The sequence below is a fragment of the Kineococcus lubricus genome (assembly GCF_050871965.1).
In the GTDB taxonomy this organism is placed as follows: domain Bacteria; phylum Actinomycetota; class Actinomycetes; order Actinomycetales; family Kineococcaceae; genus Kineococcus.
In genome coordinates this window covers 74,109-89,081 of record NZ_JBJLSK010000002.1, presented here as the reverse complement: position 1 = coordinate 89,081, position 14,973 = coordinate 74,109, and the positions used below count along the sequence as shown (strand labels likewise).

The following is a 14,973-nucleotide window of genomic DNA, read 5'->3' as shown; positions in this document are numbered from 1 at the left end:
CTGCTCGCCGCCACCGCCCTGCACGCCGGGTTCCAGGCGACCGTCACCGCCGTCGCCTACCCCGCCCTCACCGCGACCCCGGCGGACCGGTGGGCCGCCGTCCACGCCGCCCACTCCCGGCGGATCACACCCGTCGTCGCCGTCGTGTACGGCGCGCTGCTCGCCGCCTGCGGGTGGGCGCTCGCGACCGTGCCCGTGACGCCCGGGCTGGTCACCGCCCTGGCCGGCACCGCCGCGGGCGTCGCCACCACCGCCCTCGCCGCCGCCCCCACCCACGCCCGCCTCACCCGCCACGGCCCCCGCCCGGACCTGCTGCGGCGCCTCGTGCGCGCCGACGCCGCGCGGACCGCCGCGGCGCTGCTGGCGCTCGCCGGTGCGGTGGGCGCGGTGCGCTGACCGCGCCTACGGTGCTCGGGTGAGGCACTGGGGCGGCAGCGGCGACTACGTCGAGGGGGAACGGGTGTTCGCCCCGCCCGCGGGCAGCTTCGACCCCGACTGGGTCGCGGGCCTGGTCCTGGACCGGACGGGCGCGGGAGTTCCCCGGCGGGTCCTGGCCGACGCCGCGCAGGCCGACTGGACGCGCCGGACCGCCGGAGCCGGTGAGGACGAGCGGGTGCGGGCGCTGGAGGAGGGCGGGCTGGACGCGACCACCGCCCGGCACGTCGTGCGGGCCGTGGAGGACTTCGTCACCGCCTACGGCGTCGCGTGACCGCCGGACCGGTCAGCTGAGGTCGCGGACGAGGACCTCGCGGCGCGCGTGGTCGTCCAGCCCGGCGGCGACCTCCTCCTCGCGCAGGCGCAGCAACCCCGGCCCCGGCGCGGTGAACTCCACGAACCCCCGCCGGCGGTAGAACGGGCCGTTCCACGGGACGTCGGCGAACGTGGTCAGGGAGACCCGTCCGAAGCCCCGCCCGGCGGCCCACGCCAGCGCGGCGTCCAGCAGGGCCGAGCCGAGCCCGCGGCCCTGGTGCTCGGGGCGCACCGACACCTGCTCCAGGTGCGCGAGCCCGTCCACCACCTCGAGCCGGGCGAAACCCACGACCGGGCGGCCCACGACGAGGACGCACGCGGCGGCCCGCAGGTCCTCCACGGACCCGGTCCCCGGGGGCAGGGGGATCCCGATCGCGGCGAACGGCGCGTCCGCGGCCCCCTCGACCTCCGGCAGCAGCAGCAGGTCCGCGTCCTCGGCCCTGCGCACGGCGTCCCGGTCCACCGGGGCATCCTGGCAGGGCGGCGGCCCCGCGGTCGTGCGGTCCCTCAGCCGAACGCGGCGGACAGGCGTTCGCGCTCCTGAGCCTTCAGCGCCAGGACCCCGCCGTGCTTGGTGTTCTCCGGGATCGAGAACTCCCCGGCCGGCACCGGCGTCCACACCCCGCTGAGCGGGTCGTCGCTGACCAGCGGCAGGTAACCCTGCGGCCGGACGGAGAACTGGTCGACGAGCAGCACCCACCGGTCGCGGCGCACGTCGTGCACGACGACGGGCGCCTCGACGTCGGCGTACAGGTCGTCGGCGATCCGCTCGGCCACCACGACGAAACCCTCACCGGTGTCGACCTCGGCGAACAGCTTCAGGGAGTCCGGGGTGCGCGAGTCGTCCTTGGAGAACCGCAACCAGGCGTCCCCGCAGCGGGCGAGCGTGGTGTCGATGACGGCCCGGCCCCGGTCGATGAGGACCTCCGGGGCGGTCACGGTGCGGAAGTCGCGGGTCCGCGCGGTCAGGACCCGGCTGTAGCTGTCGTCGTGGTGGTCGGGCGTCCCGTACAGCGCGGAGGACCACCACAGGGTGAACTCCCCGGTGGCCGCGTCGAACGCCGCCTCCGGGGCCCAGGCCATCCCCGCCGACGGCGGCGCCACCTCCAGCAGCCACGGCTGCGACCACCGGACGAGGTCGGTGGAGCGCCACACCACGATGCTCCGGCTGCCGTGCCGCGTCCAGCCGTCCCACCGTTCCGGGGTCGCCTCGCCGTCGCCGTAGATCCGCAGGTCGGTGGCGACGACGAAGAACTCCCCGTCACCGCGGACGACGAAGGGGTCGCGGACCCCGGTCGTGCCCAGGGTCGGTTCCAGGACGGGACGGCCGCCGTTCAGCCGCCGCCAGAACAGCGGGTCGTCACCGACGCTGAGGGAGAAGAACACCTGCTCGCCGTGCCCGTCGGGGGCCTCCACGTGGTGGACGAACAGGTACCCGTCGCCGGCGCCGCTGTGCACCCCGGCACCCTAGCCAACTCGGTAGCGGGTGGAGGGTCTGGCGGGTGCGGACGCCGAGCCGTGCGGGGGTCAGGCCACGGCGGCCTGCAGGCCCAGGTCGGCCAGCAGCCGGTCGGTGGGGCCCTTGGCCCCGGCGTTGACGGCTTCGACGGCTTCGCCGAGGCGGAACCGGTCGACGCTGAGGCGTTCGGGTCGCTGCCCGGCCGGGGCCTCGACCAGTCCGGCGATCGCGTCGGCGACCTCGCGCGGGTCCGGCGGCTGCGGGGCGGTGAAGGCCGAGCCGATGCCGCGCACGACGGCCTGCGCCATGTCGAGGGCTGCGCCGTAGTCGGGCAGCACCGCCGTGTCGGCCCCCTGCACCTGGGAGGCGGCGAGGTTGGTGGGGAACGCGCCCGGCTGCACGATGGACACGTCGATCCCCAGCGGGCGCAGTTCGTACCGGTAGGCCTGGGCGAGGGCCTCGACGGCGAACTTGCTGGCGGAGTAGGCGCCCATGGTGGGCAGCGCGAGCCGTCCGGCGCCGCTGGAGAGGAACACGAGCAGCCCGCTGCGCCGGGCGCGCAGGTGGGGGAGTACGGCGCGCGCGACGCGCTGGGGTCCGACGACGTTGGTGTCGAGGAGGTCCTGCAGCTGGGTGCTGGTGACGCTCTCGCCGACGCCGGTGAGGGCGTAGGCGGCGTTGTTGACGAGGGCGTCGAGGTGGCCCACCCGGTCCAGGGCGGCCTCGACGCCGGCGGTGACGGAGGCGTCGGAGCGCACGTCGAGTCCGACGACGACGACGCGGCTGGGGGTCGTGGCGGTGAGTTCCTCGGCGGCGGTGCGGTCCTTGCCGTGCGGGTCGCGCAGGGTCGCGACGACGGTGTGGCCGCGCTCGGCCAGGGCGAGCGCGGTGGCGCGGCCCAGGCCGCTCGACGTTCCGGTCACCAGGACGGTCCGGGACATGTCCCCTCCTCGGGTCGTTGTTGGGTATACGACTGTTTACCCGATGCGGGACGATCGAGTCAACACCTGTGTACCGAGCCGGTGGCCTCCGTATGCTCGCCGCCATGAGCCCCAGCGACACCCCCCTCGGGCGGCGCGAACGCGCGGCCGCGACCCGGGCGGCGATCCTGTCCGCGGCGCGCGAGGCGTTCTCCGCGCGCAGCTACGACGACGTCGGGCTGCGCGACGTCGCCGCCCGCGCCGGGGTGACGGCCGCCATGGTCAACCGGTACTTCGGCACCAAGGAGGGGCTGTTCCGCGAGGCCGTCGGGACCGAGGACCCCACCCCGCCGGAACTGGCCGCAACCGCCCGCGAGGACTTCGGCCGCAGCCTCGCCGCGCTCCTGCTCGGCGGCGGGCACGGCCCCCGGCGCACCGGCCCCGACGACGCCGCACCCCACGACCCGCTGGTCCTGCTGCTGCGCTCGGCCGGGTCCCCCACCGCCCGCCCGACCCTGCGCGCCTACGTCGAGGACAACGTCCTGCCGGGCCTCACCGCGTACTTCGGCGACGACGACGCGGCCCGCGAACGGGCCGTCCTGGTCCTGGCCCTGCTGCTGGGCGCCGACGTCCTGGGGCCGATGCTCGGCGTGGCGCCGCTCGAACCCGGGACCGCCGCGCCCGGTTCCCCGCTCGAACGGGTCCTGGCCGGTGTCCTGCAGGCGGCCGCGGACGCCTGACCCGCGGCCCGGTCCTCACGCCACCGGGACGAGCACCCGCACCGCGATCGGACGGGCCAGCAGCCCGTCCAGCGCCGCCGACAGCTCCGCGAACGCCGGGCCGGCGGCGTGCGCGTCGAGCGCGGCCTGGTCGGCCCACGACTCGACCACCACGTACGAACCGTCGCGCGGGTCGGCGTTCAGCTCGTAGCGCTCGCACCCGGCGTCCTCGCGGCGGACGCGGTCGACGGCGGCGCGCAGCGCGCGCTCGACCTCCTGCTCGCGGCCGGGCAGCGGGGTGATGTCGGCGACGACGGTGGTGCTCACGGGGTCCTCCTGGGGGATCGGGTGAAGTGCTCGACGACCTGGTCGGTGGTCAGGACGTCGTCGGTCAGGAAGCGGTGGTTGACGGCGGCGGCGGCGTTCCCGTCGCCGAACTCGGGGTGGTCGGGGGCGGCGACCGCGTCGGAGACGACCGCGCACCGGAAGCCGTTCTCCAGCAGGTCGCGCAGGTGGGACTCGACGCACAGGTTCGCCAGCATCCCGGCCAGCACGACCTGCGTGACGCCGCGCTTGCGCAGCTGCAGCACGAGGTCGTTGCTCTGCGGTCCGAAGATCTTGTGGGGGCTGGTGACGACGGTGCGGCCGTCCTCGATGAACGGTGCGAGCTCGGGCAGCCAGTCGGCTCCCGACCCGGGGAAACCGTCCAGCGTCAGGGCGTCGGGCCGGGAGAACATCCCGGCTTCGTGCATGGTCCGCTCGATGGGGCCGCCGAACCGCCAGCCCAGGTCGGCGGTGAAGTTGTAGTGCGGCGAGACGTACACGCCGAACCCGTTCTCCCCGGCGGCGGCGAACAGCCGGTGCAGGTTCTCGACGGTGCGGTGGGCGGCCAGGGCCGGGCCCACGAGCGCCCAGACGGGGTTTCCGGCCCGCAGCACGTCGTTCTGCGGGTCGGTGACGACCAGGGCGGTGTCCGCGGCGGTGAGGTCCACGTCGATCCCCTTCAGCCCAGGAACCTGAGCACGTCGGCGCCGAACTCCTCGGCGTGCTGGAACAGGAACCCGTGCCCGGCGTCGCTGAAGATGACGGCTCTCGCGTTCGGCAGCCGCTTCGACACCGCGTAGGTGGCGTAGGCGTCGATCATGACGTCGTGCGCGCCGTTGGCGACGAGGACGGGGATCGTCAGCTCGGGCAGCCGCGGCCAGAAACCCTCCCCGAGGGCGGCGATCGCGGCGAGCTGGGCCTGCACGGCCTCGGGGGAGGCGGTCGCCCCGGAGGTGGACAGCCGCCGGTCCAGCCGGCGCAGCGAGGCCAGCCCGGCGGTGCGGCCGGCGGGGGTCCGGGGGAAGAACAGGTGCAGGAAGTCCTCGTCGGTGTTCGCGCCGCGCCCGGCGACCTGCCACACCTCCGGGGCCGGTTCCGGCTGCCCGGGGACGCCGCCGGAGGTGCTGCCCGCCACGACGAGGCGCCGCACCCGGCCCGGGCGGGCGAACGCGGCGGCCTGCGCGACGAGACCGCCGAGGGACCAGCCGAGCAGGTCGGCCTGGTCGAACCCGAGGCCGTCGAGGACGTCGTGCACGCCGTCGGCCATGGCCTCCACCGTCCGGGCCGGTTCGCCGGAGGTGAGGTTCAGGCCGCGGTTGTCGAAGACGACGACGTCGCGCCCGGCGCTGAGGACGTCGAGGAACGCGGGGTCCCAGTGGTCGATCGTGCCGCGGAACCGCAGGCACAGCACGAGCGGGGTCCCGCCGCGGGGGCCGGACCGGCGGTAGGCGTAGCGGTACCCGCCGCTCTCGACGAACTGCGTGGGGACGTCGTCCCACCGGTGGGTGGTGGGCGGGTCGAGGGTCTGCGTCACGTCTGCTCCAAGGGGTCAGGGTTCGGAGGGGGAGAGGGCCAGCCGCACGGCCCGGCCGGCCGGGACCCGCAGCACGGGCCCGTGCCCGGGCAGCAGGAGGTCCTCGGGCAGTCCCGCCAGCGCGGCCAGGGCGCGGGCCGCGGCGGCCGGGTCGTGGTGGAAGAACCGCGGCAGCAGCTGCGGGCCGCGGCGGGTCGTGGTGGGGTGCGCGGTCACCAGCGCGTCGCCGGTCAGCAGCGCTCCCGCGCCCGGCACCCGGTAGGCGGTGTGCCCGCTGGTGTGGCCGGGGGTGGGGACCGGGACGGGGGCGCCGGGCAGGTCGAGCGCGGCGCCGGGGGTGAACCCGCGGGCGCGGGGGAGCGCGACGTCCCGCGTCCCGCCGCCGCGCAGGGCACGCACCGCCCACGCGGCGACGCGGGGCCGCCAGGCGTGGCGCAGGACCGTCCCGGTGCTCACCTGCTCCAGGCGGTCGCGGTGCGCGTGCGCCACCTCGTCGGGGTGGGTCAGGACCGGCAGGCCCGGGGCCGCCGCGAGCAGCGCCCCCAGCCCCCCGACGTGGTCGGTGTGGGCGTGGGTGACCAGGACGGCCTCGACGTCGCCGGGCCGCGCCCCGAGCCGGGTGAGGGAGCCGAGCACGTCGGCCGCGTCGGCGGGGTAGCCGCCGTCGACGAGGGTGAGGGACCGCCCCTGCCGCAGCAGGTAGCGGTTCACCAGCCCGGTCCCGGCCAGGAACACCCCGTCGGCGACCTCGGTGAGCTCGGCGCGTCCGCTCACCGGGTGACGACGACCTTCCCGACGGTGCGGCCGGTCTCGACGAGGCGGTGGGCCTCGCGCAGCCCGGCGGCGCTGAAGTCGTCGATGGTGGTGGTCAGCGTCGTGCGGATCCGGCCGGCGTCGACGAGTTCGGCGGTGCGCGCCAGCAGCCGCCCCTGCTCGGCGAGGTCGGGGGTGGAGAACATCGAGCGGGTGAACATGAACTCCCAGTGCCAGGCGATGCTCCTCGCCTTCAGCGGCATCAGGTCCAGGCCGTGGGGGTCGTCGATGCCGACGATCTGGCCGAAGGGTTTCACCACCTCCGCGAAGGTCGCCACGTTGCCCTGGGTGTTCGGCGTGAAGAGGAACTCGACCCCGTCGGGGGCGACGGCGCGCACGGAGGCGACGAGGTCGTGGTGGTCGATCACCTCGTCGGCGCCCATGGTGCGGACCCACTCCTCCGACTCGGGTTTCCCGGCGCTGCCCAGGACGCGCAGCCGGGTCCGCTGCTTGGCGAGCTGGATCATGATGGACCCCACGCCGCCGGCCCCGGCCAGCACGGCGAGGGTGCCCCCGGACTCCTCGGTCAGCCGCAGCCGGTCGAACAGCGCCTCCCACGCGGTGATCGTGGTCAGCGGCAGGGCCGCGGCCTCGGCGAAGCTCAGCGACGCGGGTTTGCGCGAGGTGATGCGGGCGTCCACGGCCTGCAGCGCGGTGTTCGACCCGGAGCGGGTGAGGTCCCCGGCGTACCAGACCTCGTCGCCGGGGGAGAAACCCTCGACGGCCTCGCCGACGGCCCGGACGACCCCGGCGGCGTCCCAGCCCAGGACCTTGGGCGCGGCCTGGCGGTCCAGCCCGGCGCGGACCTTGACGTCGACGGGGTTGACCGACACGGCCCGCACCTCGACGAGGAGGTCGTGGGGGCGCAGGTCGGGGACGGGGACCTCGACGTCCACGAGGGACTGCGGGTCGCTGACGGGCAGGCCGTCCAGGGCGGCGACGGCGGGCACGGTGTTCACGGGGTTTCCTCGTCCTTCTGGTGGGGTTCTCGGGTGGGTTTCCGGGGTGGGTCAGGCGAACCGTCCGCCACCGTCGACGTGCAGCGTCGTCGCGGTGAGGAACGGGTTGGTCAGGACGTGCAGGACGGCCCGGGCCAGGTCGTCGGGGGTTCCGGTGCGGCGGGCGGGGTTGCGTCCCGCGGTGGCCCGCAGGAACTCCTCCTTGCCCTCGCCCAGGCCGTCCCAGGACCCGGAGTCGACGACGCCGGGGGAGATCGCGTTGACGCGCACGGGGGCCAGTTCCACGGCCAGGGCCTGCGCGAGGAACGTCACAGCCCCGTTCGCGGTGGCCATCGCGACGCGGCCCGCGGCGGGCCGCCAGGCGATGAACCCGGAGAACAGCGTCAGCGAGGTCGTGATGTCCAGCGCCCCGGCGAGCAGGGTGGGCCCGAACACCTTGGCGTCGAAGGCCCGCACCAGCCCGGCGCGGTCGAGGTCGCGCACGGGGCCGTTGGCGGGGGCGGCGGCGAGGTTCACGACGTGGTCGACGCGGCCCAGCCGCGCGGCCAGTCCCGCCACGGAGGCGTCGTCGGACAGGTCGAGGGTCTCGGCGCGCGCCCCGGTGGCCTCGGCCGCGGCGCGGGTCCTCGCCCGGTCGCGGCCGGCGAGGACGACGTCGGCGCCCTGCCCGGCGGCGGCCCGGGCGGTGGCGACGGCGATCCCGCCGGTGCCGACGACCAGGACGCTCTGCCCGGTGAGGGGTTCTGCGGTGCTCATGTTCCCTCCAAGCGGTGCGGGACGGGGTTTCGTCCCGTTCTGCGATGACGTTCCCGGTGCGGTGGCATCGGAACTCCTCACACCGGCGGGTGCGCCCCGGCGAGCGGGGCGACGCCCGCGGCCACGAGGGCCGCAGCCAGGTCCCGGGCCGGGGGGTCGGCGGCGCTGGGCAGCAGCACCACCACGTCGCGCCCCAGCGGCGGCGCGAACGGCAGCACCGGGCCGGCGACGCCCCGCCCCAGGGCGCTGACCGGGACGAGGGCCACGCCCAGCCCGGCGTGCGCGAGCTGCACCGCGGTGGTGGCGCTGCGGGTGCGGACGGCCGGTTCCAGCCGGACCCCGGCCGTCGCGGCGAGGTCGTCCAGCCAGGCGGCGAGGCCGTTGTCGGGGGTGAAACCCACCACCGGGTGCGGGGCGAGGTCCGCCGGCCCGTCCAGCGCGGTCGCCGCGGCCAGCGGGTGCCCGGGCGGCACGACCGCGACGACCTCCTCCCGGCCCACGGTGCGGACCTCGCCGGTCCACCGCCCCGGGCGGGGGCCCAGCCCCAGGTCGGCGCGGCCCTCGGCGACGTTCCGGGCCAGCGCGTCGGCGCTGGTGAACTCGGCGAGCTCGACCGCCACCCCGGGGTGGTCGCGGCGCCACGTGGTGAGGGCGGGGGCGAGCGCGGTGGCGGTGAGGGTCTCGGCGCAGGCGACCCGCAGGACCCCGGCGGTGCCGGCGGCCACGGCCCGGCCCACCCGGGTCACGGCGTCGGCCGCGGCCAGGGCCGCGCGGGCCTCGGCCTCGACGGCGCGCCCGGCCGCGGTGGCGCGGACCCCGCGCGGCAGCCGGTGCAGCACGGGGGTGCGCAGTTCCCGTTCCAGCGAGGCCAGCTGGTGGGACAGCGCGGACTGGGTGGTGCGCAGGTGCCGGGCGGCCCCGGTCAGGGAGCCGTGGTCGAGGACGGCGACGAAGCACTCCAGGGCGCGCAGGGTCGGCACGGTCAGACCGCGGGGACCCGGGCGAGGTACCGGCCGCGGGCGAGCGCGACGGCGGTGCGGGCGACGAGCAGCGCGTACCCGAGGGTGAGCGCGGCCAGCACGAGCCCGGCCCACACCGGCGTCCCGGCGGGGGACCCGATCCGCAGCCAGGTGAGGGCGGTGCCGGCCACGGCGGCGTAGGAGAAGCTGAAGGACCAGAACCCCGGCCCGAACGCGGCCTTCCGGTACAGCGGCAGCAGCCGCAGCTGCACGAGGACCATGGACAGCCCGTACCCGGCGAGCAGCAGCACGACGAGGTCGGCGCGGCCGCCGTTGAGCGCGAACCAGGCGTTGCTGGCCACGACGGGCGGGGCGACCTCGATCGCCAGGGTGGGCAGCAGCGGAGCGGGCAGCGCGGGGCGGGTGAACAGCCGCACGAGCAGGATGGAACCCAGGACCAGCCACGACACCGCGCCGTACCCGAACAGGACGGTGGCGAGACGGTCCCAGCCCAGGGACGCGGTCGCGGTGGCCGCGACGAGACCGCCGGCGACGGTGGGCAGGAAGTAGCCGGGGTGCCAGCGGTCCAGGTCGCCCGGGCGCAGGATCCACCCGCCGGTGAGCCAGGCCCCCAGCAGCACGGTCGCGGCGGCGGCCAGGCCGACGAGGAGTTCCCCGGCGCCGCGGGAGTACCGGGCGAGTTCGGCGCCCAGCAGCAGGACGGGGACCACGGCGAGCGCGGTGAACGGGCCGAGGGTGGGGTCGTCGACGTCGCTGCGCAGGCGGCGGTGGGTGATCGCGTCGGTGAGGTAGGCGACGAGGACGACGACGTGGACGGCGGCCGCGGCCAGCCACAGCGCGGCGGCGGGCCAGTGCGGCAGGTCCAGGACGGTCCCGGCGGTCGTCCAGGTCGCGGCGAGGCCGGTGAGCCCGAAGGAGGTGCCGAACAGGTTGGGGGTGAGGCGGACCCGGGTGGGTGTGGCCTCGTGCCGCGGCGCCGGGACGGGTGCGGGGGTTCCCGGGCGGGTGGTGGGCATCGGCGCTCCTGGTCGTCGAGGGTCGTCGGGTCAGGCGGTGAACAGGGCCTGGCGCAGGAACCCGACGGCCTGGCTGATCGCGCCCTGCGCGGCGTCGGTGGCGCGCAGCGGGTTCAGGCCGACGAAGTCGTGGACGATCCCCTGGTACCGCACGGCGGTCACCCGGACCCCGGCGCGGCGCAGCTTGTTCGCGTACGCCTCGCCCTCGTCGCGCAGGACGTCGGCCTGCCCGACGACGACCAGCGCCGGCGGCAGGCCGGTGAGCTGCTCGAGCGTGGCCTTCAGCGGGGACGCGTACGGCTGCGCGCGCTCGGCGGGGTCGGTCGTGTACTGGTCCCAGAACCACTGCATGCCCTCGCGCTGGAGGAAGTAGCCGGTGGCGAACTCGTGGGAGCTGGGGGTGTCGAAGTCGGCGTCGGTGACGGGGTAGAACATGACCTGCGCCAGCAGCGGGACCCCGCCGCGTTCCTTGGCCATGAGCGCCAGGACGGCGGTCATGTTCCCCCCGACGGAGTCGCCGGCGGCGGCGATGCGGGTGGTGTCCAGGTCGTGCTCGGCGCCGGACTTCGCCACCCACTGCGCGACGGTGAAGACCTGCTCGATCGCGACGGGGTACTTCGCCTCCGGGGCCAGGGAGTAGTCGGGGAAGACGACGGCCGCGCCGGTGCCGACGGCGATCTCGCGCACGAGGCGGTCGTGGGTGTCCTTGCCGCCGTAGACCCAGCCGAGGCCGTGGGTGTAGACGACGACGGGCAGCGGGCCGGTGGCGCCGGCGGGCCGGGTGATGCGGATCGGCACCGAGCCGGTGGGGCCGCCCTCGACGACGAGGTCCTCCTGGTCGACCGGCAGCAGGTGCGGGTAGCCGGACTGCAGGGTGGAGGCGATCTCGCGGCCCTGGGCGGGGGTGAGCTGGAACAGGAACGGCGGGGCGGAGTTGGCGTCGACGAACGCCTGGGCGGCGGGTTCGAGGACGATCTCGCGTTCGGACACGGCGGGCTCCTGGGGTGTCGGGGGCGACCGGTGCCGGGTGGTCCGGCGGGTCGTGCCTCGACGCTAGGAGCCGCGGGGGGCGGTGCGCTTCGGTCGGATGACTGTCCTGCGGCCGGGGTCAGCCGGTCGCGCGCTGGCTGTGCTCCAGCAGCAGCGCGGGCACGAACGGCTTGACCCGGGACTCCACGAGCACCGGGAGGTGGTCGGAGCCGGCCTGCTGGAGGGTGCGGACGCTCTCGATGTCCATGCCCTCGGAGATGGCGAAGTCGAAGTGCCCGCGGAAGCGCTTGCGGACGTAGGTGGGCAGGTCGCTGTGGGTGACCTCGAACCCCTGCGCGCTGAGGCGCCGGGCTAGGGAGCTGGCGAACCACGGGTAGTTGAAGTCGCCGACGACGAGGGCGGAGCTGCCGTGGGCGGCGGCGCGGATGGCGCCGAGGGCCTCGGAGATCTGGTGGCGCCGCATGGCGTTCGTCGCCGACAGCGGGGCGGTGTGGATGGAGGCCAGCGTCAGCAGCGCGCCGTCGTCGTGCAGGTCCTCGAAGCGGACGGCGAGCAGCCGCTCGTGGGCGGGGGACAGGAAGCGGTCGTGCATGGAGCGGCGCAGCGGGCGCAGCTCGTGGCCGTGGGCGTGCAGCCGGTCGGGGCGGTAGTACAGGGCCAGGCCCAGCCGGTTGCGCTGGGTCGCGCCGGCCAGGACGAGCGGGCCGACGGTCTCGGGCAGGCGCAGGGTGTCGCACTCCTGCAGGCACAGGGCGTCGACGTCGTGCGCCTGGGCGAGGTCGGCCAGTTCAAGCGTCGCGCGCCCCTCGTGGAGGTTGTAGCTGATCGTCCGCAGTGCCCGGCCGGCAGGAGCGCGTCGTGTCGGAGATCCCACGTCACGAACGTACCCCGGGGCCCGGGACGGTGCTCGGCTTCGGCCGATCGCGGCACCCGTCTGGTTGTTGCAGGTTCAAGTCTTCGGGTCTACCGTCGCCGGAGCGCCACTCACCGAGTGGTCGTCGAGAGGGAGGACCGTCGTGCCGATCGATGAACCGGCCGTCCCGCCCGCCACCGTCACCGGTGACCGGGGGGCCGCCGCGCTGCCCCCGCAGGTCGCCCGAGAGGAACTGATCGTGACCCGGACCCCCGTCGCGACCGTCCGCACCGCCGTCGACGTCCCGCTGCGCTTCGCCGACGGCTACGCCACGACCGCCCGCGTCCACACCTTCACCGGGCTCGCCGACGGCCGCGAGCACCTGGCCCTGGCCCTGGGGGACTGGCAGCGGGGCACCCCGCTGGTCCGTCCGCACAGCGAGTGCCTCACCGGCGACGTGTTCGGCTCCGAGCGCTGCGACTGCGGCCCGCAGCTGCGCGAGGCCGTCGAGCGCATCGCCACCGCCGGCGGGGTCCTGCTGTACCTGCGCCAGGAGGGCCGCGGCATCGGCCTGTACGCCAAGCTCGACGCGTACGCGCTGCAGGACCGGGGGCTGGACACCTACGAGGCGAACCTCGCCCTGGGCCGCGCCGAGGACGAGCGCGACTACACCGCCGCCGCCCAGATGCTCACCGCCCTCGGCGTGGACCGGATCGACCTGCTGAGCAACAACCCCGACAAGGCCGCGCAGCTGCAGGCGCACGGCGTCCGCGTCGCCCGCCGCGTCCCCACCGGCGTCCACCTCTCGGCCGCGAACGCGGCCTACCTGCGCGCCAAGCGCGACCACACCTCCCACACCCTCGACCTGGCCGGCTGAGTGCCCCCCGAGCAGCGCGACCAGCAGCAGCGCGACGAGCAGCACATGGCCCGGGCCGTCGAGCTCGCCGCCCGGGGCGCGGGCACGACCTCCCCCAACCCGGTCGTGGGGGCCGTCGTCCTGGCCGCCGACGGCACCGTCGCCGGGGAGGGGTGGCACGAGCGCGCCGGCGGCCCGCACGCCGAGGTCAACGCCCTCGCCGCGGCCGGGGAGCGCGCCCGCGGCGGCACCGCCTACGTCACCCTCGAACCCTGCAACCACCACGGCCGCACCGGCCCCTGCGCGCAGGCCCTGCTGCGCGCCGGGGTCGCCCGCGTCGTCCACGCCGTCGCCGACCCCGGCGCCGTCGAGGGCGGTGGGGCCGACACCCTGCGCGCCGCCGGCGTCGACGTCCTCGGCGGCGTCCTGGCCGAGGAGGCCGAACGGGTCAACGAGGCGTGGCTCACCGCCGCCCGGCAGCACCGCCCGCACGTGCTGTGGAAGGTCGCCGCCACCCTCGACGGGCGCGCCGCCGCCGCCGACGGCACCAGCCGCTGGATCTCCTCGGCCGCCTCCCGCGAGCAGGTCCACGACCTGCGCCGCCGCGTCGACGCGATCGTCGCCGGGTCCGGGACGGTGCTGGCCGACGACCCCCACCTCACCGCCCGCGACGGCGACGGCGCGCTGTCGCCCCGCCAGCCGCTGCGCGTCGTCCTCGACCGGCGCGGCCGCGTCCGGGCCGGCGCCCGCGTCCTCGACGACGCCGCCCCCACCCACGTCTCCCGCGCCGCGACCCCCGCCGCCCTGCTGGCCGAGCTGCGCGAGCGGGGCGTCGTGTCCGTCCTGCTCGAGGGCGGCCCCACCCTGGCCGGGGCGTTCCTGGCCGCCGGGCTCGTCGACCGCGTCGTCGCCTACGTCGCCCCCGCCCTGCTCGGCGCCGGGCCCGCCGCCCTGGCCGGGACCGGGATCACCACCATCGCCGACGCGGTCCGCCTCGACGTCGACGAGGTGTCCGTCGTCGGCGGCGACGTCCGGGTCAGCGGACGGCCCCGCCGCTGACCCGTCGCGCCGCGTCCCGCAGCGCCGACCGGAACGCCCGCACCGCCGGCCGCCCCCCGGCCCCGCGCCGCACCCCCGTGTACAGCCGGCGCGTCGGGTGCTCGGGCAGGTCGATCACCCGCAGCGACCGGCGGCGGCCCGCCAGCACCAGGTCCGGCAGCAGCGCCACCGCGTGCCCGGTCTCCACCAGGTGCACGTGCAGCAGCGCGTCCGGCGTCCGGATCCGCACGTCCGGTTCCGACCCCGCCTGCCGGCACCGCGCCAGCGCCCAGTCCCCCGAGTCCGTGCCCGCCGGCTCCAGCACCCACGACGCCCCGGCCAGCTCCTCGATCCCCGACACCGCCGACCACGGCCCCGACAGCGGCACCGCCAGCCGGAACTCGTCCAGCACCAGGTCCTCCTCGTCGACGTCGGGCGAGCGCGGGTGCGGGCGGTTCGGGTACTCCTCGCCCAGCACCAGGTCGACGTCGCGCGCGGCCAGCGCCGAGAACGCCGGCGCCGCCTCCCGGTGGTCGATCACGACCCGCAGCCCCGGGTGCCGGGCGGCCAGCAGCGTCAGCGCGTCGGGCACCAGCGCGAACAGCACCGTCTGGAAGCTCGCGACCCGCAGCACCCCGACCGCCTCGCCCGCCAGGGCCGCCAGGTCGGCCTCGGCCCGTTCCAGCTGGGCCAGCACCACGTCCGCGTGCCCCACCAGCAGCCGCGCCGCCGGCGTCAGGACCACCCCGCGCCCCCGCTTCTCCAGCAGCGGCGCACCGGCCTCGGCCTCCAGCTGCGACAGCTGCTGCGAGACCGCCGAGGGGCTGTAGCTCAGCGCCGCCGCGACCGCGGCCAGCGTGCCGCGGCGGTCCAGCTCCCGCAGCAGGCGCAACCGGTGCACGTCGAGCACGGGACCCCCTCGATCGCCGGAGAACCGTCAGGAGAACTGAACGGTACTGCGGAGAGACGTTCGCTGGACGCACGAGTCGCGGTGGGCAGACTGGGA

General features: G+C 76.2%; 19 protein-coding genes. 5 read left to right on the top strand and 14 right to left on the bottom strand.

Translation table 11 applies throughout. The features are described 5' to 3' along the window. The first annotated feature begins 144 nt into the window (after positions 1-144). Both ACRYRX_RS01740 and ACRYRX_RS01735 read left to right on the top strand, forming a co-directional pair. Entirely contained in the window at positions 145-396 is a 252-nt protein-coding gene (locus tag ACRYRX_RS01740; RefSeq protein ID WP_432510067.1) for a hypothetical protein, read from the top strand. 19 nt (positions 397-415) lie between these two features. Then, positions 416-709 carry a hypothetical protein gene (locus ACRYRX_RS01735; protein WP_432510066.1) on the top strand — a complete coding sequence of 98 codons (294 nt, stop codon included), beginning with the start codon at positions 416-418 and terminating at the stop codon, positions 707-709. Positions 710-721: 12 nt separating this feature from the next. Here the strand turns inward: ACRYRX_RS01735 and ACRYRX_RS01730 are convergent, their stop codons facing one another. The 3 genes from ACRYRX_RS01730 to ACRYRX_RS01720 form a co-directional block, all read right to left on the bottom strand. Further along, positions 722-1,213: a GNAT family N-acetyltransferase gene (locus ACRYRX_RS01730; protein ID WP_432510065.1), complete on the bottom strand. Its 492-nt coding sequence runs from the start codon at positions 1,211-1,213 to the stop codon at positions 722-724. A gap of 44 nt (positions 1,214-1,257) precedes the next feature. Beyond that, the gene (locus ACRYRX_RS01725) at positions 1,258-2,208 is read right to left on the bottom strand and encodes a glycoside hydrolase family 43 protein (RefSeq protein WP_432510064.1); all 951 of its coding nucleotides are present in this window, start codon (positions 2,206-2,208) and stop codon (positions 1,258-1,260) included. 69 nt (positions 2,209-2,277) lie between these two features. Then, positions 2,278-3,150 carry an SDR family oxidoreductase gene (locus ACRYRX_RS01720; protein WP_432510063.1) on the bottom strand — a complete coding sequence of 291 codons (873 nt, stop codon included), beginning with the start codon at positions 3,148-3,150 and terminating at the stop codon, positions 2,278-2,280. A gap of 104 nt (positions 3,151-3,254) precedes the next feature. Between ACRYRX_RS01720 and ACRYRX_RS01715 the strand changes: the two genes are divergently transcribed. Then, the gene (locus tag ACRYRX_RS01715; RefSeq protein WP_432510062.1) at positions 3,255-3,869 is read left to right on the top strand and encodes a TetR/AcrR family transcriptional regulator; all 615 of its coding nucleotides are present in this window, start codon (positions 3,255-3,257) and stop codon (positions 3,867-3,869) included. 15 nt (positions 3,870-3,884) lie between these two features. On the opposite strand, the gene ACRYRX_RS01710 is transcribed toward ACRYRX_RS01715, so the two are convergent. The 10 genes from ACRYRX_RS01710 to ACRYRX_RS01665 all read right to left on the bottom strand — a co-directional run bounded on the left by ACRYRX_RS01710 (position 3,885) and on the right by ACRYRX_RS01665 (position 12,094). Further along, positions 3,885-4,175 carry a putative quinol monooxygenase gene (locus ACRYRX_RS01710; RefSeq protein WP_432510061.1) on the bottom strand — a complete coding sequence of 97 codons (291 nt, stop codon included), beginning with the start codon at positions 4,173-4,175 and terminating at the stop codon, positions 3,885-3,887. Beyond that, the gene (locus tag ACRYRX_RS01705; RefSeq protein WP_432510060.1) at positions 4,172-4,840 is read right to left on the bottom strand and encodes a cysteine hydrolase family protein; all 669 of its coding nucleotides are present in this window, start codon (positions 4,838-4,840) and stop codon (positions 4,172-4,174) included. Before ACRYRX_RS01705 ends, ACRYRX_RS01710 begins: the two co-directional genes overlap by 4 nt. An 11-nt stretch (positions 4,841-4,851) precedes the next feature. Then, positions 4,852-5,706, bottom strand: coding sequence for an alpha/beta fold hydrolase (locus ACRYRX_RS01700; RefSeq protein ID WP_432510059.1), 855 nt, complete (start codon positions 5,704-5,706; stop codon positions 4,852-4,854). A 15-nt stretch (positions 5,707-5,721) separates the two neighbouring features. Then, positions 5,722-6,480, bottom strand: coding sequence for an MBL fold metallo-hydrolase (locus ACRYRX_RS01695; RefSeq protein ID WP_432510058.1), 759 nt, complete (start codon positions 6,478-6,480; stop codon positions 5,722-5,724). Next, complete coding sequence (locus ACRYRX_RS01690; RefSeq protein WP_432510057.1) at positions 6,477-7,478, bottom strand: zinc-binding alcohol dehydrogenase family protein; 1,002 nt, start codon at positions 7,476-7,478, stop codon at positions 6,477-6,479. Before ACRYRX_RS01690 ends, ACRYRX_RS01695 begins: the two co-directional genes overlap by 4 nt. A gap of 51 nt (positions 7,479-7,529) precedes the next feature. Beyond that, on the bottom strand, positions 7,530-8,234 hold the full coding sequence (locus tag ACRYRX_RS01685; protein ID WP_432510056.1) for an SDR family oxidoreductase: 705 nt from the start codon (positions 8,232-8,234) through the stop codon (positions 7,530-7,532). Between the two features lie 77 nt (positions 8,235-8,311). After that, entirely contained in the window at positions 8,312-9,214 is a 903-nt protein-coding gene (locus tag ACRYRX_RS01680; RefSeq protein ID WP_432510055.1) for a LysR family transcriptional regulator, read from the bottom strand. 2 nt (positions 9,215-9,216) lie between these two features. After that, positions 9,217-10,230 (bottom strand): SLAC1 family transporter, encoded by a 1,014-nt coding sequence (locus ACRYRX_RS01675; protein WP_432510054.1) that lies wholly within the window; start codon positions 10,228-10,230, stop codon positions 9,217-9,219. Between the two features lie 30 nt (positions 10,231-10,260). Then, positions 10,261-11,220 (bottom strand): alpha/beta hydrolase, encoded by a 960-nt coding sequence (locus ACRYRX_RS01670; protein ID WP_432510053.1) that lies wholly within the window; start codon positions 11,218-11,220, stop codon positions 10,261-10,263. 118 nt (positions 11,221-11,338) lie between these two features. Beyond that, entirely contained in the window at positions 11,339-12,094 is a 756-nt protein-coding gene (locus tag ACRYRX_RS01665; RefSeq protein WP_432510052.1) for an endonuclease/exonuclease/phosphatase family protein, read from the bottom strand. Positions 12,095-12,332: 238 nt separating this feature from the next. Between ACRYRX_RS01665 and ACRYRX_RS01660 the strand changes: the two genes are divergently transcribed. Both ACRYRX_RS01660 and ribD read left to right on the top strand, forming a co-directional pair. Next, complete coding sequence (locus tag ACRYRX_RS01660) at positions 12,333-12,950, top strand: GTP cyclohydrolase II (protein WP_432510247.1); 618 nt, start codon at positions 12,333-12,335, stop codon at positions 12,948-12,950. Continuing rightward, the gene (gene ribD / locus ACRYRX_RS01655; protein WP_432510051.1) at positions 12,951-13,988 is read left to right on the top strand and encodes a bifunctional diaminohydroxyphosphoribosylaminopyrimidine deaminase/5-amino-6-(5-phosphoribosylamino)uracil reductase RibD; all 1,038 of its coding nucleotides are present in this window, start codon (positions 12,951-12,953) and stop codon (positions 13,986-13,988) included. Here ribD and ACRYRX_RS01650 read toward each other — a convergent pair. Continuing rightward, a complete protein-coding gene (locus tag ACRYRX_RS01650; RefSeq protein WP_432510050.1) occupies positions 13,966-14,877 on the bottom strand; it encodes a LysR family transcriptional regulator in 912 nt (303 codons plus the stop codon). The two genes, ribD and ACRYRX_RS01650, sit on opposite strands and share 23 nt — an antisense overlap. Positions 14,878-14,973: the final 96 nt, after the last annotated feature.

Bases quoted from the DNA above. Each gene is read 5' to 3' on its own strand.
- ACRYRX_RS01720 (WP_432510063.1), bottom strand. From the start codon at position 3,150: ATGTCCCGGACCGTCCTGGTGACCGGAACGTCGAGCGGCCTGGGCCGC.
- ACRYRX_RS01715 (WP_432510062.1), top strand. From the start codon at position 3,255: ATGAGCCCCAGCGACACCCCCCTCGGGCGGCGCGAACGCGCGGCCGCG.
- ACRYRX_RS01685 (WP_432510056.1), bottom strand. From the start codon at position 8,234: ATGAGCACCGCAGAACCCCTCACCGGGCAGAGCGTCCTGGTCGTCGGC.
- ACRYRX_RS01675 (WP_432510054.1), bottom strand. From the start codon at position 10,230: ATGCCCACCACCCGCCCGGGAACCCCCGCACCCGTCCCGGCGCCGCGG.